The organism is Azospirillum brasilense (assembly GCF_005222205.1).
GTDB classification, from domain to species: Bacteria; Pseudomonadota; Alphaproteobacteria; order Azospirillales; family Azospirillaceae; genus Azospirillum; species Azospirillum brasilense_G.
On the sequence record NZ_CP032348.1, the window covers coordinates 125,135 to 148,628 of the forward strand.

Here is a 23,494-nt window from a genome sequence, read left to right on the forward strand (position 1 = left end):
GAACCGCGACCGGGCTCAGTTCGTCGGTGTCTGCGTCAGGCGGACGGGCAGCGGGGCGGGCGGCGGCGGGCGGTCGCCGGGCAGGGCGCGGCGTTGCAGGACGAGGCGGGTGACCTCGCGCGCCTTGCCGTCCTCCAACTCCGCGATGATGGGGGCGGAGCGGCGCTCGGCCATGCGGTCCAGCACGTCGATGATGATGTCGGTTTCCAGGTCGTTGAAGATGCGCGCGGCGTCGCGCGGCTTCATCGTCTCGTAGATCGTCACCATGCGCTTCAGATCCTCCGCCTGGAGGTTGGAGCGCTGCTGCATCAGCGCCTCCACATCGCGCTTGATGGCGCTCAGCTTCTGGATCTGTGCGGTGGCGCGGGTCTCGGCGGCGGCCAGCACCGCTTCCGCCTCGCCGAGATGGCGGGTGCGGGCGGTCACGTCGGCCTTCTGCTCCGCGATGGCGGCGCGCAGGGCCGGGTCGGTGCAACTCGCCGCGGGCAGGGCGGCGTCCGCGGGCGGGGCCGCCGGGGTCATCGGCAGCGCCGCCATGGCGGGGCTTGCCACGGTGGACGCCGGCTCCGGCACGGCGTCCGGAGACGTCTCCGCGCCGGCCTTCAGGTCCTTGGCCCAGGGGCGCTCATGCTTGCCGAACTCGCGGTCGAACTGCTGGGCGACCACCGGCAGCCCTTCCATCAGCGAGCCGAGCTTGAGCGGCAGCACCATCAGGATCGCCACCAGCGTGATGGGAAGTACGCGCAGCATGGCTCAGCGCTCCGGTCCGATGGCCCGCAGCCGGGCGTAGAAGGCGTTGGCGGCCTGCTGCCGCGCGCCGCCGGTGTCCACGGTGGTTTCGGCGGTCTCAATGGCGGCCTCCTCCGGGGCCGGCGCCATCCCCTCCGCCGGGCGTGCGGCGGCCCCGGCCAGCGCGGCGACGCGCATCGGGCGGAAACCGTCCTCGTCTTCCGGCGCGTCGCTGTCCGGCGCGGGCACCGGTTCCGTGACGGTGGCAGGGGCGGCGGCGGGCGGCGGGACCGGGCGGGGCCGCGGGCGCGGTGCCGGGCCGTCCTCAAGCCGGCGGACCAGGGCGCGGGCCTCCTGCACGGACGCCTCGATGCGCTTGGACGCCCGCTCGCAGGAGCCGAGAACCAGCGCCGCCTCCTCGGTCACGCCCTTGGCGCGGTCGAGCCCGTCGGACAGCTTGGCCGAGGCCTCCGTCGCGGCGGCGACCAGACGCTGCACCGAGGCCTCGGTCTCGTCGATGGTCTTGGAGAAGGTGCCGATCAGCGCGCCGATCTCGGCCTGGCTGGAGCGCATCACCTTCAGCCGCTTGTTGACGATCACCAGGAACACCGTGGCGGTGACGAGCATGACCGCCAGGACGGCGTCAATGAGGAATGAGACCATCGATCAGCTCCTGCTTGGTCTCCAGGTCGGTGTCGATCTTGACGGAGATGTTGCCGTTGCGCTGGCCCATGTGGCCGGCGAAGAGGGGGGTGGTCTTGCTCTGCAGCACCACCGGCGCGTCGGGGTCGATGCGCAGCTTCAGCGAGGTGCCCTTCTCCCAGTTCAGCACCTCGCCCAGCGAGACCTGCGTCTGCTGCAGCACGGCGACGAGGTCCAGCTTGGCGCGCATCAGCTCGGCCTTCAGGTGGCTTTCCCACACCGTGTCATGGCCGAACTTCTCGCCCATGAAGGTCTGCACCAGCTTGCCGCGCACCGGCTCCAGCGTGGCGTAGGGGATGACCACCTCGGCGTGGCCGGTTCGGCGCTCCACCTCCACCGCGATGCGCACGCGGATCACCGCGTTGGTGGCGCGGGTGATGGTGGCGAACTGCGGGTTCGTCTCCAGCCGGTCGAAGGTGAAGTCGATGGGCGTGATCGGGTCGAAGGACTGGCTGAGGTCCTGGAGGATGACCCGGATCAGCCGCTCGGTGATCTTGCGCTCGATGGAGGTGTAGGTGCGCCCGTCGATGCGCCGGGCGCGGCTGCGCCGCCCGCCCAGCAGCACGTCCATCATGCAGTAGATCAGCGCGCTGTCGACCGACACGACGATGTGGTTGTCCCACTGCTCCGCCCGCGCGACGCCGACCAGGGCCGGAAGCTCGATGGTGTCGAGGAACTCGTTGTAGCGCAGCCAGTCGATGCGCAGCAGGCTGGCCTCCACGCTGGTCGAGGAGAACTGGCGCAGCGACGTGTTCAGCAGCCGGACCATGCGGTCGAAGACCACGTCCAGCATCGGCAGCCGGTCCTTGTTGACCGTCGTCGTGCTGATCAGCCGCTCGATGGCGCGGGTCTGCCCGGCGGATTCCGTCTGCGGCCCGACGGCGAAGTTCAGCAGGCGGTCGATCTCCTCCTGGCTCAGCTCCTTGGTGTCGGCCATCAGGGCGGCGGCCTCGGACTCACCGGAGCCGGCGTCCAGGCCCCAGTCGAGATCGTCCCCGGAGCCGTCGCCATGCTCGCCGCCGTCGTCCGTGTCGATGGGAGTGCTCATCCGTTCCTCTGGGTCGGCTATTGGGTGAGAAGGCTGCGCAGCAGGACGTCGGACACCGTGTCCGGGCCGAGGATCAGGTTGAAGCGGCGGCGCAGCTCCCCGCGCAGCCGCAGCAGGCCGGCGGAACCGCGCAGGTCGTGCTGGTCGATGTTGCGCAGGAACTCCTGCTGGGCGTTGACGAGGTGGGGCATCGCCTGCTCCACCCGGCCGCGGTCCTTGGGCGCCAGGGCCAGCGTCACCCCGATCTTCATGAAGCGCGACGGCGTGTCGGGGCGCAGGTTCACCAGCAGCTCCGGCATGTCGAGCGTCGCCTGGACTGGTTCGGCGATGGGCGTGCCCTCGAACAGCCGCGCCACCCCGTCCGGCCCGACGGCCATCCAGTAGCCGCCGAACCCGGCCGCGGCGACGCCGCACAGGGCGGCCGCGCCCAGCGCCAGCCGGGCCAGCGGCAGCACGATGACGTACATCCGCTGCCGGCCCGGCGTTCCCGTCCTTGCCTTTCCAGCATCTGTATTCATCGCGACCGGCGCCTCCAAAATACCGAAAATTTGAGAGACTGTTTTAAACGATCAAGTTTTAGCGACTTCCTTCCGGTCTATCTTCGCGGCTTTTACTCCGCTTAAAAGTCATCCCGGTAGGTTGTGAAGGCTCACGGGGTGAACATTACGGTCCCCGCTTTTCGGAAACTTTAAAGGTGCGGGTGTCGTGACGGGACTGATCGACAATCTGCGGACGCTTGGGCGCACGCGCCTTCTGGTGCTGGCCGGCACGGGCGTCGGCATCGTCCTGGCGGTCGCCACCATGGCGGTGCTGCTGTCGCGGCCGCACATGACGCCGCTCTACACCGGGCTGGAACCGGCGGAGGCCGGGCGCATCGTCAAGGCGGTGGAGGCCATGGGCGTGCCGGTGTCCGCCGCCTTCGACGGCACCGCCGTCCAGGTGCCGGAGGCCGAGGTGCCGCGGCTGCGCATGCTGCTGGCCGAGAAGGGCCTGCCGTCGCGCGGCGGCATCGGCTACGAGCTGTTCGACACCGACAAGCCGCTGGGCATCACCAGCTTCATGCAGCGGATGAACCGGCTGCGCGCCATGGAAGGCGAACTGGCCCGCACCATCGAGACGCTGTCCGGCATCGAGGCGGCGCGCGTCCACATCGTGCTTCCCGACCGGGAGGAGTTCTCGCGCGCCGCCCCCACCCCGACCGCCTCCATCGTGGTGCGCATGCGGGGCCGGGCACCGCTGGAGCGGCGGCAGGCGCTGTCGATCCGCCACCTCGTCTCCGCCGCCGTGCCCAACCTGAAGCCGAGCGCCGTCACCGTGCTCGACGCCTCCGGCGAGGTGCTGCTGACCGAGGAGGACGGCGACGCCCGCTCCTCGGCGAAGGTGGACGGGCTGCGCGCCGGGCATGAGACGCGCATCTCCCGCGCCATCGAGCAGATGCTGGTGGCGCGGCTGGGACAGGGCAATGTTCGCGTTCAGGTTGCTGTCGACGTCGAAACCAAGCGCGAGGTCGTGCGCAGCCAGAGCTTCGACCCGAACAGCCAGGTCGTCCGCTCCACCCAGACGGTGCAGGAGCAGGACCGCAGCCTGGACAGCACGGGCGAGCCGCCGGTCACCGCCGAGCAGAACCTGCCGCAGCGCGAGGTCCGCGCCCAGGCCCAGAACAACCGCTCCTCCTCCGACTCCAAGCGCCAGGAGGAGACGGTCAATTACGAGATTTCCAACGTCGCCCGCGAAACGGTGATCGAGCCGGGCGACATCCGCCGGGTCAGCGTCGCCGTGCTGGTCAACGGCACCTGGGCGACGGCGCAGGACGGCACCCGCAGCTACGAGGCCCGTTCGCCCGAGGAACTGCAGCGCATCACCGAGCTGGTGCGCTCCGCCATGGGCTTCAGCGAGGCGCGCGGCGACCGGGTCACCGTCGACAACCTGGAGTTCGTCAATCTCGCCCCCGAGCTGGGCGCCCGCGAGCCGATGGCGGAGATCGTCGACACGCTCAGCCGCAACGTGATGACGCTGATCCAGTGGGTGATCCTGCTGGTGCTCTGCGGGTTGCTGATCGTGCTGGGGCTGCGCCCGCTGATCCGCCGCGTCTTTCCGGCGCCGGAGCCGGTGGCGGCCGAAGCCCCGACCCCGGCGCTGGCCGCGGGAGCCGCGATGCCGCAGCTCGCCGGCCCGGCCATGGGCGGCGATCCCGCCATGCAGGCGGCCCAGCTCACCGACGCGGGCGAGATGGCAACCGCGGCTCTGCCGGGCATCGAGGAGACGATGGACCAGCTCATCGAGCTGCGCACGGTGGAGGGCCGGGTGCGCGCCTCCTCCATCCGCCGGCTGGGCGACATCGTCGACCAGTATCCCGATGAGGCGATCGACATCCTGCGCTCCTGGCTCTACGAGGAGGCGGTCTGATGGGGTACCCGCGCTACCGCTTCGACCTGCGCTTCGACAGCACGGCCCAGGCTGCGGCGCAGGCGGCGGCGGAGTTCGGTTCCCCTCCCGAGCCGGACCCCGTCGATCCGCTCGACGACATCGTCCATTCCGAACGCCACCTTCAGGCCGCCGTCTACGGCGCCGAGGTCCGCGCCTTTGCCGAGGGGGTGGAGCAGGGCCGGCGCGAGGGGGCGGCGGAGGCCGCGGCCCGCACCGACGCCGCCCTGGCGCAGGCGCTCTCCCACCTCGACGAGCAGCTGGCCGCCTTGGACGACCGCTTCGCCGACGCCCTGCGCGGGGTGGAGGCGCAAGGGTCGGCGGTGATGCTGGCGCTCGTCCGCCGCCTCGCCCCGGCGCTGCTGGAGCGGATCGGCGCGGCCGAGACCGAACGGCTCGCCGTGGACGCCCTGCGGCTGGCCGGCGGGTCGCCGCGGCTGAGGCTGCGCGTCCATCCCGATCTCGCGGAGCCCGTCCGCGCCCGGCTGGCCGACCCGGAGTCCCTTGGCTTCAAGGGCGCGCTGGAGGTCGTCGCCGACCCGTCCCTACCGCCCGGTGGGCTCGACGCCGCCTGGGAAGCCGGGGGCCTGCGCTACGACCCCGCCGCGGTGGAGCGCGCCGTCGACGGCCTGTGCGACCGCGCGCTGGCCGCCCTGTCCACCGAACATGACCTCTTCACCGACACGGAAAGCACCGCATCATGGCCCCACTGAACCTCGACGTCCTGGAAGACGACGCCAAGCCCGCCGAGAAGGACGCCGCGGGCATCCCCGCCGCCGCCGTGGCCGGCGGCTCGATGAACGCCATCTACAACGTCCCGGTGGACGTTCAGGTCGTGCTGGGCCGCACCAGCATGCTGGTGGCGCAGCTCCTGAAGCTCGGCCGCGGCGCCGTGGTGGAGCTGGAGCGCAAGGTCGACGAGCCGGTGGAGGTCCTGGTGAACCACCGTCTGGTCGCCCGCGGCGAGGTGGTGATCGTCGAGGACCAGCGGCTGGGCGTCACGCTGACCGAGATCGTGCGCACCGATCTGGCGATCGATTGACCCGGTGTTGACCCCTCGGCACCGCATCCACGGGTTCCCGCCATGATCCGACGCCTGTTCCTGTACGGCCTTCCCGCCGCGCTCGCCGTGCTGCTTCCCGCGGCGGCCTGGGCGCAGGGCAGCGGGCTGGACCTGTCCTCCATCGGCAGCGCGCTCGGCAGCGCCACGGGGGAGAGCGGGTCGCTGTCCGGGCGCGTCATCCAGGGCATCGTCCTGCTGACGGTGCTCAGCGTGGCGCCGGGCCTGCTGGTCATGGCGACCTCCTTCACCCGGATCATCGTCGTGCTGTCGCTGCTGCGCTCCGCGCTGGGGCTTCAGCAGTCGCCGCCGAACATGGTGCTGATCAGCCTCGCCATGTTCCTGACCTTCCACATCATGGGGCCGGTCTTCGACGCGGCGTGGCAGGACGGGCTGCGCCCCATGCTGAACGAGCAGGTGACCCAGGAGCAGGGGCTGGAGCGGATGGTCGAGCCCTTCCGCAACTTCATGGCCTCCCAGGTGCGGGACAAGGACCTGTCGGCCTTCGCCGGCTTTTCCGGCAAGCCGGAGGCGGAGCAGCCGAAGACGGCGGCCACCGCCGACCTGCGCGTTCTGGTCCCGGCCTTCCTGCTGTCGGAACTGCGCCGTGCCTTCGAGATCGGCTTCCTGATCTTCCTGCCCTTCCTGGTGATCGACATGGTGGTGGCGGCGGTGCTGATGGCGATGGGCATGATGATGCTGCCGCCGGTGATGATCGCGCTGCCCTTCAAGATCATCTTCTTCGTCCTGACCGACGGCTGGTTCCTGATCGCCAACAGCCTGATCCGCTCCTATGGGGGAACCTGACGCGATGACCGAGCCCCGGCTGCTGCCCGCCGTTCCCTCCGCCGGCCTGTCGGCGCCGCCCGCCGCACCCCCCGCCGGGGCGTCGGGGATGGCCGACAGCGTGACCGCCTTCGCCAAGCGGCGCGGCGTCACGGTGGACGACGAGACGGCCGTCGTCACCCTCCTGAACGCGCTCGACCCCAACCCGCTGGTGCCGCACCGCATGGTGCTGGTCGCCGGCAGCGTCCTGGCGAACGCCTTCCGTCACGACCGTCTGCAGGGCGACCGCCCCGTGGAGCGGGATGACGAGTCCGACCACTCCACCCTGACCGCCGACCGCTTCTTCTGAGGTGCCAGCATGGGCATGCCGATCAAGATCCGAGACAATTTCAAGAGCCTGAGCGGGTCGGAGAGGACCGCGGTGATCTTCCTGGCGCTGGGCGAGGAACGCGGCTCCCGCCTGATGGAGAAGCTGGACGACGACGAGATCCGCATGGTCAGCCGCGCCATGGCCAGCCTGGGCAACGTCACTTCCAACCTCGTCGAGGCGCTGCTGCGCAGCTTCACGGAGCGCTTCGCCAACACCGGCTCCGTCGTCGGCTCCTACGACAGCACGGAGCGCATGCTCTCCCGCTTCCTGCCCGACGACCGCGTGTCGGAGATCATGGGCGAGATCCGCGGCCCGGCGGGCCGCACCATGTGGGAGAAGATGTCCAACGTGAACGAGGGCGTGCTCGCCACCTATCTGGCGGGCGAGTACCCACAGACGGCGGCGGTCATCCTGTCGCGCATGCGCAGCGACCACGCCGCGAAGGTGCTGCCGCTGCTGGCCCCGGCGCTGCGGCTGGAGGTGATCGAGCGGATGATCCAGATCGAATCCGTGCAGCGCGAGGTGCTGCTGGACATCGAATCCATCCTGCACAACGAGTTCATGGCCAATTACGCCCGCACCCACGGCGCCGACACGCACGAGCGGATGGCCGACATCTTCAACCGCATCGACCGCGACACCATGGCGGAGATCTTCACCGACCTGGACGCGGTGATGCCGGATTCGACCCACCGCATCCGCCAGCTCATGTTCACCTTCGAGGACTTGCTGCGGCTCGACCGGGTGTCGCTGCAGGCGGTGATCCGGCGTTGCGACACCGGCCAGCTCGCCATCGCGCTCAAGGGGGCGGAGGCGCTGCAGCGCGACCATTTCCTGTCCGTCCTGTCCGAGCGCGCCCGCATGATCCTGCAGGACGAGATCGAGAACATGGGGCCGGTGCGCATGCGCGACGTCAACGAGGCGCAGGCGGAGATCGTGCAGGTCGCCAAGGCGATGGCCGACGACGGGGCGATCGTCCTTCCGCAATCGGACGAATCGGACGCCGTCGTCTACTGAGTCGTCCACTGATGGGTGTGTTCATGCCGGATGCGGTCGCCGAGGTCGGCCATCTGCTGGCGGTGGTGGAGGCGCTGGACCCGCGGGCGGCGCAGGAGCTGCGCGGCGGGTTGCCGCGCTGCGATTCCACCTTCGGCCTGGGGCTGGCCTTCTTCCTGGCGGCGACCGCCAACGGCGCGCGGGCGTGGCTGGGGCCGAAGCGCTGCCGGCTGCTGGAGCAGCTCGACGGCGGCGCGCTGCTGGACGATCTCGACCTGGCGCTGGCGCCGCGCCACCGCCGCACCGCCGACGGGCGGGAGTGGCGGGTGATGAGCATCCCGGTGATGGACGGCACGGCGGCTGGCGGCTGCCGCGGTCTGCTCTGCGCCATTTCCGACGGGGCGGACCTCCAGACGGGAAGCGCGCTGGTCCTGCAGATGAGGCTGCCGGCGCTGGGGGCGGTGCAGCTCGTCGCGGCGGGGGAGGGGCGGCGGTTCGACGTGACGCTGCAGACCGGCGGCGGCCTGTCCGCCGCGGCGCTGGCCGACATGCAGGACGGTTTCGCCGGGGCGATGGGCGACGCGGGCCTGGGCGGTGACCTGACGGTGGGGCCGCTCGCCGGGGCCTGGCTGGATCTGGAAGAGGAAGCTCTCAGCGCGGACTGGTTGGGGTAGGGGCGCGCCGGGCCCCCACCCTTCCCATGCTGCGCATGGGCCCCAACCCTCCCCCGCTTCGCAGGAGAGGGACTTTAATCCCCTCCCCTGCGAAGCGGGGGAGGGTTGGGGAGGGGGCTCAACGCGACAGCATCCTCACCCCGCCAGCCGCGCTTCGCCAACCCCCCGCCCGAATCCCACATACCCCGGCAGCACCCGGCGCGCCGGCAGGGCCGGGGCAGGGTCCTCATGCTCGGGTGGGGCCTCGAACTTGTAGCCGCGCCCATAGACGGTCTCGATGTAGCGGGCGCCGCCGGTGGCCTCGGCGATCTTCTTGCGGAGCTTGCAGATGTAGACGTCGATGACCTTGTCGAGCGGGTCGGCGCCGGACAGGCCGTAGACCTCGTCGTAGATGTGCTCCTTGGAGACGACGCGGCGGTGATGGGCGGCCAGCACGCCGAGGATGGCGTGCTCGCGCTGGCTCAGCCGCAGCCGCTCGCCGCCGACCTCCGGGTCGCGCCCGTCGAGGAAGACCGTGAGCTGCCCCACCCGCACCGCGTTGCTCAGCAGGCCGCGCGAGCGCCGCCGCGCCACCTCGATGCGCGCCCGCACCTCGGCGCTGACCACCGGCTTGACCAGCACGTCGTCGGCCCCGGCGTGCAGCAGCTCCACCGTCGTCGCCACGCAGCGCCGGTCGAGCAGGCAGAGGATCGCCGCCCCGACCTGATGGGCCCGTAAGGCCGCCACGCAGCGCGCCGGATCGTCGACGCTGCCCAGGACGATGGCGTCGTAGCCCAGCCCGTCCGCACCTTGCTGTTGCAGAAGCTCCTCCAACCCGGCCCAGTCCTGGCGGTCGTAGCGGATCTTCCCCATGCCGAGCTGACGGCCGAGCGCGTCGGCGATCAGGGGGTTCGGTTCAACCAGGACAGCACGCATGGGGTTCTCCGCAGCATCGGATCGGCCAGGGCGATTGATTTGCTTTTTAGAAAAAGTCTTTTTCGCGCCTGCAAACATCATTCAAAAAACCAATCGAAATCCGTACTGTCAATCGTTGGTGTTAATACCTTGGCGGGAGCTGGGAGTCGGTGTTAAAGCGGTTTTAAAACCCGTTAACAGACTTCATTTTGCAAAATTTGCTGACGAAATCCGTGAAAATACGAGGCGAATTCTCGGCAGTGCTTCTGTCGGAGCGCCTCCCGGCCCCGGCCTATGGAAAAAAGGTTCCTGTGCGCAGGGCGCGGGACGCGCTACTGTGGCGCTGCAGGCCCGACTGTCAGGATAAGCCGCGATGACCGAGATGATGCCGCTCTCCAACGCCGAGGATGCGCCGCCTCCGCCCGCGGCACCGGCCAAGCGGGCCACCCGTCCGCGCGCGGCGAAGGCGCCGTCGGAGGAAACCACGCAACTCCTGCGCGTCTACGGGGATCAGGTCGCCACGCTCGGTGAACAGATCGCCAAGGCGGAGGCGGCGGCGGACAGCGAACGGGCGGAGCGGCTGCGGGTCATCGCCGAGCACGCCTCCGAACGCGAGCGCTGGCGCGAGGCCATCGGGCAGGTCGAGCGGGCGCGCTTCGGGGAGGTCGGGACCCTCCAGGGCGACCGCGAGGCGGAGCGCGACCGTATCAACCAGCTCGTCGAGACTCTGATCGCCGAGACCTCGGCGCGCGAGCAGGGCATGGCCCGCGCGCTTCAGGACGCGGAGGACCGGCTGTCCGCAGTGAACGCGGAGATCGCCGCCCTGCGCCTGTCCCACGCGGTCGCGCTGGACCGGCTCCAGGCCGACCGCGAGGCGGAACGCAAGCGCATCGGCGATCTCGTGGAGCGGCTGATCGCCGACACGGAGGCGCGGGAACGCGGCTTCCGCCAGCGCATCGAAGCGGCGGAGCGCCGCAGCGAGGAGGCGCAGGCGGCGTTGGAGCAGGAGCGCCGGACCGGCGCGGAGCTGGAGAAGCGGCTGGAGCGGCTGACCGGCACGCTGGACGGCCTGCGCCGCGACCGCGAGGCCGAGGTCGCCGCCTATGAGGCGATGCGCGACCAGTGCCGCATTCTGGTGACCGAACTGGCGCGGCGGCAGCGCCCGTGGTGGCGCCGCCTGTTCCGGCGCTGAGCGTTACTCGTCCTTTTCCTCGTCGCCGCCGCGGAAGGGCGCGGTCGCCACATGGGCCGTGGCCGACACCACGTCGCCGGCGACGCTGACCGCGGACCCGGCGACGCTGGCCGCCGTGTCCACCGTGGCGACCACCACGCCGCAACCGGTCAGAAGCAAGGCCGCCGGGATGAGCAGGACGGCGGCGGACAAGGCAGGACGGGGCATGGTCTTTGACCTATGAGACGGTGGTGCCGCTCCACTATGCCCGGACGCACGGCGGCGCGCCTGTGACCAAACGGCGGCGCTCAAGCTGGCGCGCCACCGCCCAGCGGAGTGTGCTTACGGCAGCTTCTTGAAGACCATGCGCCGCATCGGCTGGTCGAAGGCGGTCATCCCCTCCGCGTCGATCCGCCCGTTGGCGGCGAAGCGGCGGCGGACCTCGGCCTCCACCGGCGGAAGGCGCTCGCGCCGCACCGGGTCCACGGCGGTGACGTGGGTCAGGTAATGATCGGCGTCGCGGTAGCGTACCACCGTGCCATAGACCGTCTCGTCCACCGCCTGCAGCGGCAGCGGCGGGTGCTTCAGCGTGTCGTAGGCGGCGGCCCGCACCTCCGTCTCGTCCTCGATGGGCAGGATGACCTCGAAATAGGCGCCCTCGGCGATCGGCTCGACCACCACCAGCGTGCCGCCGGGCTTCAGAACCCGCGCCGCCTCGGCCATCGCGTCGGCCATCACCGCCAGCGGCAGGTGGTGGAAGCTGTTGGAGTAGACGATGGCGTCCACCGACGCGTCCTCCAGGGGCAGAGCCTCCCCCTTGCCGACGCGGTAGTCGGCGCCGGCCACCGGCTCCGCCTTGCGGGCGCGGGCAAGCTGGCCCTCGCTGATCTCGATGCCGATGGCCCGGGCGCCGAGCCCCGCGAAGTGGCGGGTCAGCGACCCGTCGCCGCAGCCGACATCCACCACGGTCCGGTCCCGCGGGTCCAGAATCTCGGCCAGGGCGTCCTTCAGGGTCATCGTCGTCATGGTGCGTTTCCGTTTTTCTTGATGGTTGGCAGGTGTTGGGCGGCGTTCCGGCCCCGGTGGGTCAGGGCGCTGCGTTCAGCGTCCGCCGGAAATAGTCGAGGACCTCGTCGTTCAGCCGCGCGTGGAAGGCGGCGCGGTCGAAGCCCGGCGGGTCCTGCACCGTCGCGCCGAAGCGGGCGGCGGCGCTGGCCGGGACCGGCGTCAGGAAGGCGTAGTGGCCGGCGCCGGGGACGAGGTCGTATTCCGGCGGCCGGGGCAGCAGGCCGCGCACCCGCGCCACCTGGAGGGCGCCGCTTTCGTCGCCCTTCTCCGCCTCGTAGAGCCGGACCGGGACGGTGACGCGGGACAGCGCGCCGTCCGCGAACAGCGCGCCGACCGGGTCCATCAGCAGCAGCGAGCGGATACGGGGGTCGCTGGCGGCCTCCAGCCGCTTCGGCGAGGCGGCGATGGTTGTCTTGGCGCCGGCCGGGCAGAGGGTGCGGTCGTCGGGATGGGCGGCGCAGATCGGGGCGAGGCGGCCCGGATCGGCGACTCCGCCCGCCGCCGCCAGCGCCGCATGGCCGCCGGCCGCGTAGCCGAGCACGCCGATGCGCTGCCGGTCCACCCGGAAACCCATGGGCGAGGAGTCCAGCACGGCGTCCAGCGCCGCGCGGAGCTGCAGCGGCAATTCCGGCCACAGCGGCACGGTGCCGATCCGGTCGCCTTTGCCCGCCCCCGGCTCCGTGCCCGGTTCCATGCCGCCGAGATGGGTCACGATGGCGGTCATCATCCCGCGGCGCGCCAGGAACAGGGCGACGCTGACCATCGCCAGCCCGTTGCGCGCCGGCCCCTGGGTCATCATCACCAGCGGCACGGAATCCAGCGCCGGACCGCCTTCCGGGGCGACGTTCAGGTGATAGGGTCCCCGGCGGATCGGCTGGACGTGATCGCGCGTCGGGTAGAGCAGCAGGATCGGCACCGTCTTGCCTGTGCCCGGATCGGCGTAGCCGATCTGCGACACCGCCGCCCGGAACTGGGCCGGTGTTTCCGCCCGCGCGGGCAGGACCGGAAGCAGCCCGGTCATCAGAAGAGCCAGAACCCACCGCCGTGTTCGCCGACCCATCGCAACCCCTCCGGCATCACGTCACGAAGCTTTCCCCGCTGGGGGGAGTGTGGCCGTCTTGCCGGTCGAACGGCAAGCACGGTGTTTCCTGCCTGAACAATGGGGTCCGCAAATCATGCCGTCTTGCCAAGGAGCGGGCCGGCCTGTACCACGGCGGTGCGCCCCGCCAACCGCCAAGGCACAGGTCGGCCCGTTCCATGTTCGACAGCTTCCTCCTCGCCTTCACGGCGCTGTTCTCGATCGTCAACCCCATCGCCATGGCGCTGATCTTCAGCCAGGTGACGGCGGAGCGCAGCCCGAAGGAGCGGGCGCAGGTCGCAACGCTGGTCGCCGTCTATTCGGCCATCGTCATGCTGGCGGCCCTGTGGGCGGGGTCCTACGTGCTGAACTTCTTCGGCATCTCGCTGGCGGCGCTGCGGATCGCCGGTGGCTTCGTGGTGGCGGAGCGCGCCTGGGCGCTGCTGAACGCGCCGGAAGCGCACGAGGCCCGCAAGCAGGAGCAGGCGGCCCCGGCGGAGGAGGCCGGGGACTCCGATGTCGGGGAGTCGGCCTTCTTCCCGCTGACCATCCCCTTCACCACCGGCCCCGGCACCATTTCCGTCGCCATCGCGCTGGGCGCCACCCGCCCCCGGGGCAGCGAGGGGCTCACCGAATTTTTCATCGGCGTGTCGGCGGCGGCGCTGGCCATCGCGCTGCTGATCTGGCTGTCCTACCGTTCCGCCGACCGGCTGGTGGAATTGCTCGGCCACAACCGCGCCCGCGTGCTGACGCGGCTGTTCGCCTTCCTGCTGTTCTGCGTCGGCGTCCAGATCCTGCTGACCGGCCTGCTGGACGCCTTCCCCGTGCTGGCCTCGGGGCGTTAAGTCCGATTCAGCGTGCGCGCCCCACGCGCTGGCGGGCCATGCGGTCGGCGACGGCGGCGGTCGGTTTGCGCTCCATGTCGGCGCGGGCGAAGATCTCCGTCAGCGTGTCGGCGATCCGCTCGATGTGGCTCATCACGCGGGCGAGGTCGTAGCCGGCGCGCTCGTGATACACGTCGATCACCCCGCCGGCGTTGATGACGTAATCGGGGGCGTAGAGGATGCCGCGGTCGGCCAGCGCCTGCCCGTGCCGGGCTTCGGCGAGTTGGTTGTTGGCCGCCCCGGCGACGACCGGGCAGGTCAGCCGCGGGATCGTCCCGTCGTTCAGGACGGCGCCCAGCGCGCAGGGGGCGAAGACGTCCACCTCCAGATCGAAGATGGCGTCGGCGGACACCGGCGTGGCGCCGACGCGGTCGGCCACGCGCCGGGCCTGCGCCTCGTCGATGTCGGCGACCCACAGCCGCGCCCCGGCCTCGGCCAGATAGCGGGCGAGATGCCCGCCGACGCTGCCCACGCCCTGGATGGCGACGGTCAGCCCCTCCAGGTCGGTGCGGTGCAGGCGGTGGCGCACCGCCGCCTGAAGCCCGACGAAGACGCCGTAGGCGGTGGAGGGGGAGGGATCGCCGCTGCGCGTGCCGCCGCTTGCGGTCGCCTTCTCCACCACGCCGGAGACGTGGGCGGTTTCCAGCGCCATGGTCTTGATGTCGGGAACCCCGGTGCCGGAATCCTCGGCGACGATGTAGCGTCCGCCCAGCCGTTCGACGTGGCGCCCCATGGCGCGGAGCAGCGCCTCGCTCTTGTCGGTACGCGGGTTGCCGATGATGACCGACTTGCCGCCGCCCAGCGGCAGCCCGGCGAGGGCCGACTTGTAGGTCATGCCGCGCGACAGGCGCAGCGCGTCGCGCAGGGCCTCTTCGTCGCTGGCGTAGGGCCACATGCGGCAGCCGCCCAGCGCCGGGCCGAGCGCGGTGTCGTGGACGGCGACGATGGCGCGCAGGCCGGACGCGGCGTCGGCGCAGAAGACCACCTGCTCATGGTCGTCGAAATCGGGATGTTCGAACAGCGGCACGGTTTCCTCCTGATCTTTTTCTTTTTGAAAAAGCGGAAATCACCATGATGCAAAGCTCGGGCGTTGCGCGCGGCAGGGTTCCGCGCGCCGTGCAATGGTACGGCGTGTCCGCTTTTCCTTTCCCTGTGCTTCACCCGTTCTTGATCGGGCAAGGAAGCGACGGGACGTTCTCTTGAAGGAAACTAGAGGCGCATGAAATTGCTGGCAAGGCGGACGGTTGACCGGCCTGCAAAAAGCAAGGAGATGAGCGTCGGGGCAGTCCGGAATCGGGAAAGTGTCGCGGACGGGGCCGCGACCGATAATTTCCGGTCCGCTCGGGAAACGGGGAAAGAGGCCGGGGACCGGCCGGGCGGTGGGAGGAGGCCGCCCGGCGGGTCCCCGCGGGGATCAGAATTCCTCTTCGTCCCCGCCGAAGCCGCCCCAGGAATCCTCTTGGCTGGGGAGTTCCTCGGCGACCTGATCGACGGCGCCCTGAGCCTCCTGGGCGATGGCCTCGCCGCCGCCGGAGAAGGCGCTGGACAGCGCGCTGCCGATCAGCATGCCGCCGGCCACGCCCATGGCGGTCTGCATGGCGCCGGCCATGAAGCCGCCGCCGGCGCGCTGCGGCTGCTGGGCATAGGCCGCCACGCGCGGGTCGCCGTAGGCCGGGGCGGCGCCGGGCGCCTGACCCCAGGGCGAGCCGCCGGGGCGCTGCTGCGGGGCCGGGGCGGGCTTGGCGCCGCCGCCGAACAGGCCGCCGAAGATGCCGCCGCCGGCCGCCGCGGCCGGGCGCTCCTGAAGCTGGCGCTCCAGCTCCTGGTTCTGGTTCTGCGAGGCGGCCAGCGCCTGCTCCAGCATGACGATGGCCTGCGCCATCAGGTAGGGCGCGCCCGGCTGGCGGGCGATGGTGTCGCGGATGTGGGCTTCGGCCTGCGGGTCGCGCGGGCCGGACTGGGCCTCGGCCTGACGCAGCTTGGCGAAGAGGTCGTCAATGATCTGGCGTTCGGTCTGGTCCATGGCGGTGCTCGTGCTCTCGGTGGTTTGAGGGATGGTCCGGGCGTGCCCCGGCGCGTCGTCCATTGGGTGGGCGGCGGCGTTCGGAGAGAGCCGGACAGGTGTGGAGAGTGTGGGAGAGGTCTGGGGATCGCGGGTCCATGGGAGCATTCAGTCCCTCCAAGTGCGGTCACGCCCGTCGGCGCAAGAGCAGGTGAAGAGATCCGACATCGCGACCACGTCTAAGTCGCCAGAGGGGCCCGGATCACAGGTCCCGGAGACGTGGGGAGGGTCGGGAACCCTGTCAAGAGAGGGGGGCGCCGGAAAAACAGCGGAAAAAACAGCGCTGCGTTACTCGGGCCGGGTGCGCGCCTCGAAACGACGGCGGTCGCTTTTGTCGCTGAGCACGAAGGCGAAGGGGCGCAGCGCGTCGATGTGGCTGAGCGCGATGGCGATCAGGACGGTCATCGGCACCGCCAGGACGGTCCCGGCGGCCCCCCACAGCCAGCTCCACAGCAGCAGCGAACTGACGATCACCAGGGGCGAGATGGCGAGCTGCTTGCCCTCCAGCCGCGGGCCGATGAAATTGCCCATCACCTGCTCGATCACCAGCAGGCCGCCCGCGACCATCAGGGCGGTGGTCGAGCCGCCCTGGGCCAGCGCCATCAGAACGGGCAGCGCGGCCGCTCCCACCGACCCGATCACCGGGATGTAGTTCAGCAGGAAGGCCAGGAAGCCCCACAGGAACAGGAAGTCGATCCCGAACAGCGACAGCCAGCCGATGTAGAGCGCCCCGGTGATCAGCCCCAGCGTCGTGCTGACCAGCAGGAAGCGGCGGAACTGCTGGGCGATGGCGGTGACCGCGGTGACGGTGGTGGCGCAGCGCTCCGGTCCCAGCGTCTTCACGATCTTCTCGCGCCAGACCGGCGCCTCGACCAGCATCAGCAGGGCGAGGAACAGGACGATGACCAGCGTCGAGACGGCCTCCCGCGCCGCCGTGAGCACCGACGCGACGAGGCCGGACAGCGCCTCCGCCCCGCCGCCTCCGGAGTCGCTGCCGCCGCCCGAATCGCCGCCGCCCGAATCGCCGAGGAATTGCCCGCGCAGCCCGTCGATCCAGCCGTTTGCCTGCTGCCAGAGGCGCTGCAGCTCCTCGGCGTGGCGCGGCACCTCGCCGGCCACGCGCTGGCCGATGAACCACAGGCCTCCGGCGAAGACGGCCAGTACCAGCAGAACCGTCAGCATGGCGGCGAGCGGGCCGAGCAGGGCCAGCCGCGGCGGCACCCGGTCGCGCACCCAGCGCCCGATCGGCGCCACGGCGACCGCCACGAAGAAGGCGCCGGCCAGCGGGATGAGCACCGGCGAGGCCGCGCCGAGGCCCCACAGGGCGGCGAGGGCGGCCAGCAGGCCGACCAGCCAGAGGCCGAGCGTCATCCGGTCGATGGACCAGCCGCGCTCGATGTCCGCGTCCTCCCGCTGTGCCAAGGTCGTCTGCTCCCCGCCGTTGCGCCGCGCTGCCGGTCGGGCAGCATGAGCTTGACGCGAAACCGGCCGTGAAGTTCCGCAACGCCCCGGTCCCGGCCAGAGCGCAGAATTGCCACCGGGGGGGACGTTGCGGCGCAGCGGGGCTGCCACCAACTCACTGGGGCCGGCTCCGCCGGAGCGGGATTCAGCCTTGGGGGCACACGCCATGGACCGCATCAACACGGCTTTCCTGTTCGACCTCGACGGCACGCTGATCGACAGCGTCTACCAGCATGTGCTGGCTTGGCAGGAGGCGTTGGACCACGAGGGGATCGAGCTGTCGGTCTGGCGCATCCACCGCAAGATCGGCATGAGCGGCGGCCTGTTCGCCAACATGCTGCTGCGCGAGACCGGCCTCGCCATCAGCCCGGAACTTCTGGAGCGGCTTCGCCGCCGCCACGCCGAGGCGTTCCGCGGGCTGGCCGGGCGCGTCCGCCCGCTGCCCGGCGCGCAGGAGCTGCTGTCCCATTTGACGGCGGCGGGCATCCCCTGGGCCATCGCGACCAGCGGGCGGATCGAGACGGCGCGTTCCGGGCTGGAGGCTCTGGGCGTCGACCCGGACGAGGTGCCGGTGGTGACGCGCGACCAGGTGAAATACGCCAAGCCCGACCCCGACCTGTTCCTGGCCGCGGCGGAGCGTCTCGGCGTCCCCATCGAAACCGCCATCGTGGTCGGCGACAGCGTGTGGGACATCCTGGCCGCGCGGCGCGCCCGCGCGCTGAGCATCGGGCTGCTGTCCGGCGGCTACGGGCAGGACGAGCTGGAGCGGGCCGGCGCCTTCCGCGTCTACGAGGACCCCGCCAGCCTGCTGGAGCATCTGGACGAGGTGGGAGGCCGACGCTGAGCGCCGATCGACGCCGCGCGCTGCTGATCGTCAATGGCAAGGCCCGGCAGGGGCAGCGGGCGCTCGACGACATCCGGGAGGAGGCCGCGACGGCGGGCGTCTCCCTGATCCGCGCCGAGTGCCGCGAGCGCGAGGACATCGCCGAGGCGATCCGCGCCCATGCCGCCTCCGTGGACATGGTCATCATCGGCGGCGGCGACGGCACGCTGAACGCCGCCGCTCCGGCTCTGGCCGACACCGGCCTGCCGCTCGCCATCCTGCCGATGGGCACGGCCAACGATCTGGCGCGCACGCTGGGCATTCCCCTGGACCTGCGGGGGGCGGCGAAGCTGGCGGTCAGCGGTCCGATCCGCCGGATCGACCTGGGCGAGGTCAACGGCGTGGCCTTCTTCAACGTCGCCAGCATCGGCCTCAGCGTCGAGCTGGCCCGTGAGCTGACGCGCGAGATGAAGCGGCGCTGGGGCGTGTTCGGCTACGCCGTGGCGGCCTTCCGCGTGGCGCGGCGCATGGCGCCCTTCCGCGCCGAGATCCGCATCAACGGGACGCGGCACCGCGTCAAGTCGGTGCAGATCGGCGTCGGCAACGGGCGCCATTACGGCGGCGGCATGACCGTGCAGGAGAACGCCGCCCCCGACGACGGGCAACTGGACGTCTACAGCATCGACCTGCGCGGCTGGTGGGAGTGGCCCCTGCTGTACCCGGACTTCCGCCGCGGGCGGCATGGCCATTGGAAGAACGTCCACGCCTGGTACGGGCAGGAGGTGGAGATCACCACCCGCCACCGCCGCCCGGTGAACACGGACGGCGACATCACCACCCACACCCCGGCGCGCTTCCGCGTGCGGCCGGGAGCCGTCGCGGTGATCGCGCCGCCGCGGTGAGGCAAGGGAGGCTCCTCCCGGATGGCCGCAAAAAAAGCCGGGCGCCCCTGCGGACGCCCGGCCATCGTCACCGAACCGGCAACCCCCGCCTCAGCGGGCGAGCCAGCCGCCGTCCACCGGCAGGATCGTGCCGTGGACATAGTCCGACGCGTCGGAGGCCAGGAACACCGCCGGGCCGCCCATGTCGGCGGGAACGCTCCAGCGGCCCGCCGGGATGCGGCCCAGGATCTCCGCGCTGCGCTGCTCGTCGGCGCGGATCGCCGCCGTGTTGTTGGTGGCGACGTAGCCCGGCGCGATGGCGTTCACGTTGATGCCCTTGCCCGCCCATTCGTTGGCGAGCAGGCGGGTGATGCCGGCCACGCCGCTCTTGGAGGCGGTGTAGGAGGGCACGCGGATGCCGCCCTGGAAGGACAGCATGGAGGCGATGTTGATGATCTTGCCCTTGCGGCCCTGGCCGATGGCGTAGCGCCCGAAGGCCTGGCAGAGGAAGAAGACCGTCTTGATGTTGATGTTCATCACGAGGTCCCAGTCGGCCTCGGTGAAGTCCACGGCGTCGGCGCGGCGGATCATGCCGGCGTTGTTGACCAGGATGTCCAGCCCGCCGAGCGTGCCCACCGCCTCCTCCACCAGACCCTGCACCGGGGCGATGCTGGTCAGGTCGGCGGTCATGGCGTGGAAGCGGCGGCCCGCGGCCTCGACGAGAGCCTTGGTCTCGTCCAGGGGAATGACGTCCACCGCGGCGATGTCGGCGCCGGCCTGGGCCAGCGCCAGGGCGATGCCCTGGCCGATGCCGGTGTGGGCGCCGGTCACCAGGGCGACCTTGCCGGTGAGATCGAAGGGATGTGCCTGAGCCATTGTCCTGCTCCTTATTCTTGGGCTCTTATTCTTGGCGCGCGGGGATCAGCGCAGGTCTTCCATGGGGATGAAGTCCATGTCGGTGAAGTCCTGGTTGTCGCCGGCCATGGCCCAGATGAAGGTGTAGTTGCGGGTGCCGACGCCGGAGTGGATCGACCAGCTCGGCGAGATCACCGCCTGCTCGTTGGCGACGACGATGTGGCGCGTCTCGGTGGGCTCGCCCATGAAGTGGAAGACGCGGGCCGGCTCCGGCAGGTCGAAGTAGAAATAGACCTCGCAGCGCCGGTCGTGCGTGTGGCACGGCATGGTGTTCCACATGTTGTTCGGCTTCAGCACGGTCATGCCGAGCACGAGCTGCGCGGTGCGGCAGACGTCCGGGTGGATCATCTGGTAGATGGTGCGCTCGTTCGACTGGGCCGGATCGCCCATGTGCACGGCCTTGGCCTGCGCGATGGAGATCTTCATCGTCTCGAAGCGGGCGTGGGCCGGGGCGCTGTTCAGGTAGAACTTCGCCGGGTTGGCCGGGTCCAGGCTCTCGAAACGGACGTCCAGGCTGCCCATGGTGATGTAGAGGCAGTCGCGCGGGGCCAGCTCGAACACCGCGCCGTCCACCGTGATGCGGCCCGGGCCGCCGACGTTGACGGCGCCCAGCTCGCGCCGGTCGAGGAAGTTGGCCGAGCCGATGGCCTTGGCCGACTCCAGCTTCAGCGGGCCGGACACCGGCATGGCGCCGCCGACCACGAAGCGGTCGATGTGGCTGTAGGTCAGGACGATGTCGTCCGCCTCGAAGATGGACGGGACGAGGAAATGGTCGCGCAGCTTGGTGGTGTCGTAGTTGCGGACGTCATCCTGGTGTGACGCGTGGCGGACGGTGATCTTCATGGCGGTATCCTCGTTTGCGTTTTTCGGGGCCGGTCGGCGGCCAATTCAGGGTCCAGTGAAGAAGAACGGGTTCGCCCCCTGGGCCTGGGGGATCGAGGTCAGCAGGCCGTCGAGGTGGACGGCCATGCGGTCGGCGGCCAGCGCCGGGTCGGCGTCGGCGATGGCGTCCACGATCGCCGCATGCTCGGCCAGCACATGGGTGAGGCGCCCCGGCTCCGGCAGGGTCAGGCGGCGGTAGCGGTCGACCTGCACCTTCACCTGCTGCGCCATGCTCCACAGGCCGGGATAGCCGGCGATCTCGGCGATCAGGGCGTGGAAGCGCTCGTCGGCCTCGTGGAAGGCGTTGAGGTCGCCGTCCTCCACCGTCTCCTGCTGGAGCAGCAGGTTGGCGCGCAGGCCGGCGATCTGGCTGCCGGTGGCGCGCTGCGCCGCGTAGCGGACGGCGGTGCCCTCCAGCGAGGTGCGGATGACGATGGCCTCGGGCAGGGCGTTCACCGGGATGCGGGCGACGAAGGTGCCGACCTGCGGGAAGATCTCGATCAGCCCCTCGTCGGCCAGCCGCTGCAGCGCCTCGCGCACCGGGGTGCGGCTGACGCCGAAGGCTTCGGCGATGTGCTTCTCGATGATGGGCTCGCCCGGATTGCGGCGCATCTCCACGATCTCGGCGCGCAGCGACCGGTGGATCGCCGCCATGGTTGAGGCGCCCCGCGCCGGCCCGCGGGCCGGCTTCACCGCGCTCCGCTGGGGGGCGGGACGATCGCTGCTGGCGTCGGGCGTCGGGGTGGTCGGCATGTCCATGGCTGCACCTGTTGCGCCGGCTCGGCCGGTCCTGGGAGCATATTAGTATATCAGTGCCGGGGTGCAAGCCGGAAATCGCGGGGTCCGCAATCTCCGGCTTTTGCCTTGGGATGGGGCGGCGCCCAGCCGGGCGCCGTCACTCGGCGGGGGCGGGCTGGACCGGCAGGGGCTGGGCTTCGGCGTTTTTCTGGGCTTCCAGATAGCGCGGGGAGAGGACGCCGAACCGGCGGGCCCACCAGGCGGTCAGGATCGGCGTGAGCAGCGAGGTGACGACGACGCTGGTGGCGACCAGGGCGGTGGCGGCCGGGGCGCTCGGCGCGAAGCTCGGCTCGATGGAGGCGATGATCGGCGGGACCGTCACGGCCGCACCGGCGGTGGAAGCGGCGCCGATTCCGGCGGTGCCGTTGCCCTTGGCGAGCAGGACGTCGGCGACGACCAGCGTGAAGCCGGTGATGGCGATGACCGAGAGGCCAAGGACGATGCCGAGCAGGCCGGTGTTCAGGATGACCGCGAAGTTCAGGTTGTTGCCGAGCGCGAAGGCGAAGAAGGGCACCATCACCGGCACGGCCTGGCCGAAGAACTTGCGGAACTCCTGGTCCAGGTTGCCGAGGGCGAAGCCGATCAGGAAGGGCAGCAGGGCGCCGACCATGGTTTGCCAGGGGAAGGCGGCCAGACCGGCCAGACCCAGCGTCGCCATCGTCATGAAGGGGCCGGATTCCAGGCACATCAGGCAGAAGGCGCCGGATTCCTCCTTGGTGCCGTACTGCTGCATCAGCGCCATGTACATGCCGCCGTTGGTGTCGTTCATGGCGGCGATGATCGCCAGCACCGACAGGCCGGTGAAGAAGCCCGAGCTGACGCCCTCGTGCGGGATGAACCAGGAGGCGATGATGCCCATGGTGGCGGCGGTGAGGATCTTCACGGAGACGAGCACGCCGCTCTTGCGCAGGACCAGCGGGGTGGCCTTCAGGCTGATGCTGGCGCCGATGCAGAAGAACCAGACGGAGAGGATCGGCAGGGTGCCGGTGATCAGGCCGTTGGTGAAGGACCCGAAGAACTTGCCCGTGTTCGGCGCGAAGGTGTTCAGGCAGGCGCCGAGGAACAGGGGCAGGATCATCATGCCGCCGGGAATGCGGTCGATCCGGGATTTGATGTTCATAGTCGGTACTCCTGGGGCGGTCCGACTGGGCCGTCGATGGAAAGTCCGGGGTGGTGGCTGCCGGTTGCGGCGCATGGAGGGGGAGCGTGCCGCGCATCCCCTGCGGGAGCGGCGCCGGTCCGGTGGCCGTCGGGCCTGTCCAGGGATCGCGCCGTCGATGTCGTGGATACTAGTATATCAGCGCTGCGACGCAAGTCAGGAGAACTGCGTATCCCGCCGGCTGACATTCTGTCGCACGTCCTGGGGTGGTGGCTCGGCGCTGCCGCTCGCGTGCGTCGGGGCGACCCTTCCCGTGTCGGAAAGCGCAAGCGTGGCAACGGCTTGCAGCGCCTCGTGGACGCGGTGATAGGCGGCCTCGATGCGCTGGATGGCCTCCTCGGCGGCGGCCAGCCGGGCGGTTTCCCGGAACAGGGCGAGGGCGGTGCGGCCGAAATCCTCGAAGCGCGCGTGCAAGCCGTGGTCGTCCAGGGCGAAGACCGGCGTGGTCAGGAAGGCCCGCCGCAGGGCGTCGGCGTCGCGCTCCAGGGCGGCGATGCGCGCGGTCGGCAGGTCGGAGGTCCGGGGCATGCCGCGGCTCCTTCAGAGGGTGTTTTCAAAAAACGGGGTTTGAAAACTGGTATTTTAGTTTTTGTGGGGGCCGCGTTGCCCCCACCCTAACCCTCCCCCGC

General features: G+C 70.5%; 28 protein-coding genes. 12 read left to right on the plus strand and 16 right to left on the minus strand.

Going from position 1 to position 23,494, the window contains the following annotated elements; translation table 11 throughout:
- Positions 1-15: 15 nt before the first annotated feature.
- Genes D3869_RS26440 through D3869_RS26455 form a run of 4 tightly spaced genes read right to left on the minus strand, consistent with a single transcriptional unit; the run spans position 16 to position 2,946 of the window.
- The gene (locus tag D3869_RS26440; protein WP_137142725.1) at positions 16-750 is read right to left on the minus strand and encodes a MotE family protein; all 735 of its coding nucleotides are present in this window, start codon (positions 748-750) and stop codon (positions 16-18) included.
- A gap of 3 nt (positions 751-753) precedes the next feature.
- Positions 754-1,392, minus strand: a complete 639-nt coding sequence (locus D3869_RS26445; RefSeq protein WP_137142726.1) for a DUF6468 domain-containing protein — start codon at positions 1,390-1,392, stop codon at positions 754-756.
- Entirely contained in the window at positions 1,373-2,479 is a 1,107-nt protein-coding gene (gene fliM / locus D3869_RS26450) for a flagellar motor switch protein FliM (RefSeq protein WP_137142727.1), read from the minus strand. Before fliM ends, D3869_RS26445 begins: the two co-directional genes overlap by 20 nt.
- 17 nt (positions 2,480-2,496) lie before the next feature.
- Entirely contained in the window at positions 2,497-2,946 is a 450-nt protein-coding gene (locus tag D3869_RS26455; protein WP_247896046.1) for a flagellar basal body-associated FliL family protein, read from the minus strand.
- 238 nt (positions 2,947-3,184) lie between these two features.
- On the opposite strand from D3869_RS26455, the gene fliF reads away from it, so the two are divergent.
- From fliF to D3869_RS26490, 7 genes are read left to right on the plus strand one after another with little or no spacing between them, the layout of a single operon-like run.
- Positions 3,185-4,885, plus strand: a complete 1,701-nt coding sequence (gene fliF / locus D3869_RS26460; protein WP_137142729.1) for a flagellar basal-body MS-ring/collar protein FliF — start codon at positions 3,185-3,187, stop codon at positions 4,883-4,885.
- Entirely contained in the window at positions 4,885-5,616 is a 732-nt protein-coding gene (locus D3869_RS26465; RefSeq protein WP_137142730.1) for a FliH/SctL family protein, read from the plus strand. Before fliF ends, D3869_RS26465 begins: the two co-directional genes overlap by 1 nt.
- Positions 5,604-5,945 carry a flagellar motor switch protein FliN gene (fliN, locus tag D3869_RS26470; RefSeq protein ID WP_094305794.1) on the plus strand — a complete coding sequence of 114 codons (342 nt, stop codon included), beginning with the start codon at positions 5,604-5,606 and terminating at the stop codon, positions 5,943-5,945. Before D3869_RS26465 ends, fliN begins: the two co-directional genes overlap by 13 nt.
- A 42-nt stretch (positions 5,946-5,987) precedes the next feature.
- Positions 5,988-6,770: a flagellar type III secretion system pore protein FliP gene (gene fliP / locus D3869_RS26475; RefSeq protein ID WP_137142731.1), complete on the plus strand. Its 783-nt coding sequence runs from the start codon at positions 5,988-5,990 to the stop codon at positions 6,768-6,770.
- Positions 6,771-6,774: 4 nt separating this feature from the next.
- Complete coding sequence (locus D3869_RS26480; RefSeq protein ID WP_247896047.1) at positions 6,775-7,098, plus strand: hypothetical protein; 324 nt, start codon at positions 6,775-6,777, stop codon at positions 7,096-7,098.
- A 15-nt stretch (positions 7,099-7,113) separates the two neighbouring features.
- Complete coding sequence (locus tag D3869_RS26485; protein ID WP_432613444.1) at positions 7,114-8,136, plus strand: flagellar motor switch protein FliG; 1,023 nt, start codon at positions 7,114-7,116, stop codon at positions 8,134-8,136.
- 11 nt (positions 8,137-8,147) lie between these two features.
- Complete coding sequence (locus D3869_RS26490) at positions 8,148-8,789, plus strand: hypothetical protein (RefSeq protein ID WP_137142733.1); 642 nt, start codon at positions 8,148-8,150, stop codon at positions 8,787-8,789.
- A 135-nt stretch (positions 8,790-8,924) separates the two neighbouring features.
- Here the strand turns inward: D3869_RS26490 and D3869_RS26495 are convergent, their stop codons facing one another.
- Positions 8,925-9,704: a response regulator transcription factor gene (locus tag D3869_RS26495; RefSeq protein WP_137142734.1), complete on the minus strand. Its 780-nt coding sequence runs from the start codon at positions 9,702-9,704 to the stop codon at positions 8,925-8,927.
- On the opposite strand from D3869_RS26495, the gene D3869_RS33260 reads away from it, so the two are divergent.
- Both D3869_RS33260 and D3869_RS26500 read left to right on the plus strand, forming a co-directional pair.
- A complete protein-coding gene (locus D3869_RS33260; RefSeq protein WP_175426623.1) occupies positions 9,703-10,050 on the plus strand; it encodes a hypothetical protein in 348 nt (115 codons plus the stop codon). The genes D3869_RS26495 and D3869_RS33260 overlap by 2 nt on opposite strands.
- Positions 10,051-10,056: 6 nt before the next feature.
- Complete coding sequence (locus D3869_RS26500) at positions 10,057-10,875, plus strand: hypothetical protein (RefSeq protein ID WP_137142735.1); 819 nt, start codon at positions 10,057-10,059, stop codon at positions 10,873-10,875.
- A gap of 3 nt (positions 10,876-10,878) precedes the next feature.
- Here the strand turns inward: D3869_RS26500 and D3869_RS33265 are convergent, their stop codons facing one another.
- The 3 genes from D3869_RS33265 to D3869_RS26510 all read right to left on the minus strand — a co-directional run bounded on the left by D3869_RS33265 (position 10,879) and on the right by D3869_RS26510 (position 12,943).
- Positions 10,879-11,082: a hypothetical protein gene (locus tag D3869_RS33265; RefSeq protein ID WP_175426624.1), complete on the minus strand. Its 204-nt coding sequence runs from the start codon at positions 11,080-11,082 to the stop codon at positions 10,879-10,881.
- Positions 11,083-11,196: 114 nt separating this feature from the next.
- Positions 11,197-11,880 (minus strand): class I SAM-dependent methyltransferase, encoded by a 684-nt coding sequence (locus D3869_RS26505; RefSeq protein ID WP_137142736.1) that lies wholly within the window; start codon positions 11,878-11,880, stop codon positions 11,197-11,199.
- Between the two features lie 61 nt (positions 11,881-11,941).
- On the minus strand, positions 11,942-12,943 hold the full coding sequence (locus D3869_RS26510) for an alpha/beta hydrolase family protein (protein ID WP_137142737.1): 1,002 nt from the start codon (positions 12,941-12,943) through the stop codon (positions 11,942-11,944).
- 236 nt (positions 12,944-13,179) lie between these two features.
- Between D3869_RS26510 and D3869_RS26515 the strand changes: the two genes are divergently transcribed.
- A complete protein-coding gene (locus D3869_RS26515) occupies positions 13,180-13,845 on the plus strand; it encodes a MarC family protein (RefSeq protein WP_137142738.1) in 666 nt (221 codons plus the stop codon).
- Positions 13,846-13,852: 7 nt separating this feature from the next.
- Here the strand turns inward: D3869_RS26515 and D3869_RS26520 are convergent, their stop codons facing one another.
- The 3 genes from D3869_RS26520 to D3869_RS26530 form a co-directional block, all read right to left on the minus strand.
- Positions 13,853-14,911: a Glu/Leu/Phe/Val dehydrogenase dimerization domain-containing protein gene (locus D3869_RS26520; protein ID WP_137142739.1), complete on the minus strand. Its 1,059-nt coding sequence runs from the start codon at positions 14,909-14,911 to the stop codon at positions 13,853-13,855.
- A 387-nt stretch (positions 14,912-15,298) separates the two neighbouring features.
- Positions 15,299-15,907, minus strand: a complete 609-nt coding sequence (locus D3869_RS26525) for a DUF2076 domain-containing protein (RefSeq protein WP_175426626.1) — start codon at positions 15,905-15,907, stop codon at positions 15,299-15,301.
- 327 nt (positions 15,908-16,234) lie between these two features.
- Complete coding sequence (locus tag D3869_RS26530; RefSeq protein WP_137142741.1) at positions 16,235-17,368, minus strand: AI-2E family transporter; 1,134 nt, start codon at positions 17,366-17,368, stop codon at positions 16,235-16,237.
- Positions 17,369-17,573: 205 nt separating this feature from the next.
- On the opposite strand from D3869_RS26530, the gene D3869_RS26535 reads away from it, so the two are divergent.
- Positions 17,574-18,251, plus strand: coding sequence for an HAD family hydrolase (locus tag D3869_RS26535; RefSeq protein WP_114862026.1), 678 nt, complete (start codon positions 17,574-17,576; stop codon positions 18,249-18,251).
- On the plus strand, positions 18,248-19,132 hold the full coding sequence (locus D3869_RS26540) for a lipid kinase (protein ID WP_137143130.1): 885 nt from the start codon (positions 18,248-18,250) through the stop codon (positions 19,130-19,132). Before D3869_RS26535 ends, D3869_RS26540 begins: the two co-directional genes overlap by 4 nt.
- A gap of 90 nt (positions 19,133-19,222) precedes the next feature.
- Here the strand turns inward: D3869_RS26540 and kduD are convergent, their stop codons facing one another.
- The 5 genes from kduD to D3869_RS26565 all read right to left on the minus strand — a co-directional run bounded on the left by kduD (position 19,223) and on the right by D3869_RS26565 (position 23,393).
- Positions 19,223-19,987, minus strand: coding sequence for a 2-dehydro-3-deoxy-D-gluconate 5-dehydrogenase KduD (kduD, locus tag D3869_RS26545; RefSeq protein ID WP_137142742.1), 765 nt, complete (start codon positions 19,985-19,987; stop codon positions 19,223-19,225).
- Between the two features lie 45 nt (positions 19,988-20,032).
- The gene (kduI, locus tag D3869_RS26550) at positions 20,033-20,869 is read right to left on the minus strand and encodes a 5-dehydro-4-deoxy-D-glucuronate isomerase (RefSeq protein WP_137117881.1); all 837 of its coding nucleotides are present in this window, start codon (positions 20,867-20,869) and stop codon (positions 20,033-20,035) included.
- Positions 20,870-20,914: 45 nt separating this feature from the next.
- Positions 20,915-21,667: a GntR family transcriptional regulator gene (locus D3869_RS26555; RefSeq protein WP_137142743.1), complete on the minus strand. Its 753-nt coding sequence runs from the start codon at positions 21,665-21,667 to the stop codon at positions 20,915-20,917.
- 136 nt (positions 21,668-21,803) lie between these two features.
- On the minus strand, positions 21,804-22,826 hold the full coding sequence (gene kdgT / locus D3869_RS26560; protein ID WP_137142744.1) for a 2-keto-3-deoxygluconate transporter: 1,023 nt from the start codon (positions 22,824-22,826) through the stop codon (positions 21,804-21,806).
- 195 nt (positions 22,827-23,021) lie between these two features.
- Positions 23,022-23,393, minus strand: coding sequence for a hypothetical protein (locus D3869_RS26565; RefSeq protein WP_137142745.1), 372 nt, complete (start codon positions 23,391-23,393; stop codon positions 23,022-23,024).
- Positions 23,394-23,494 lie beyond the last annotated feature (101 nt).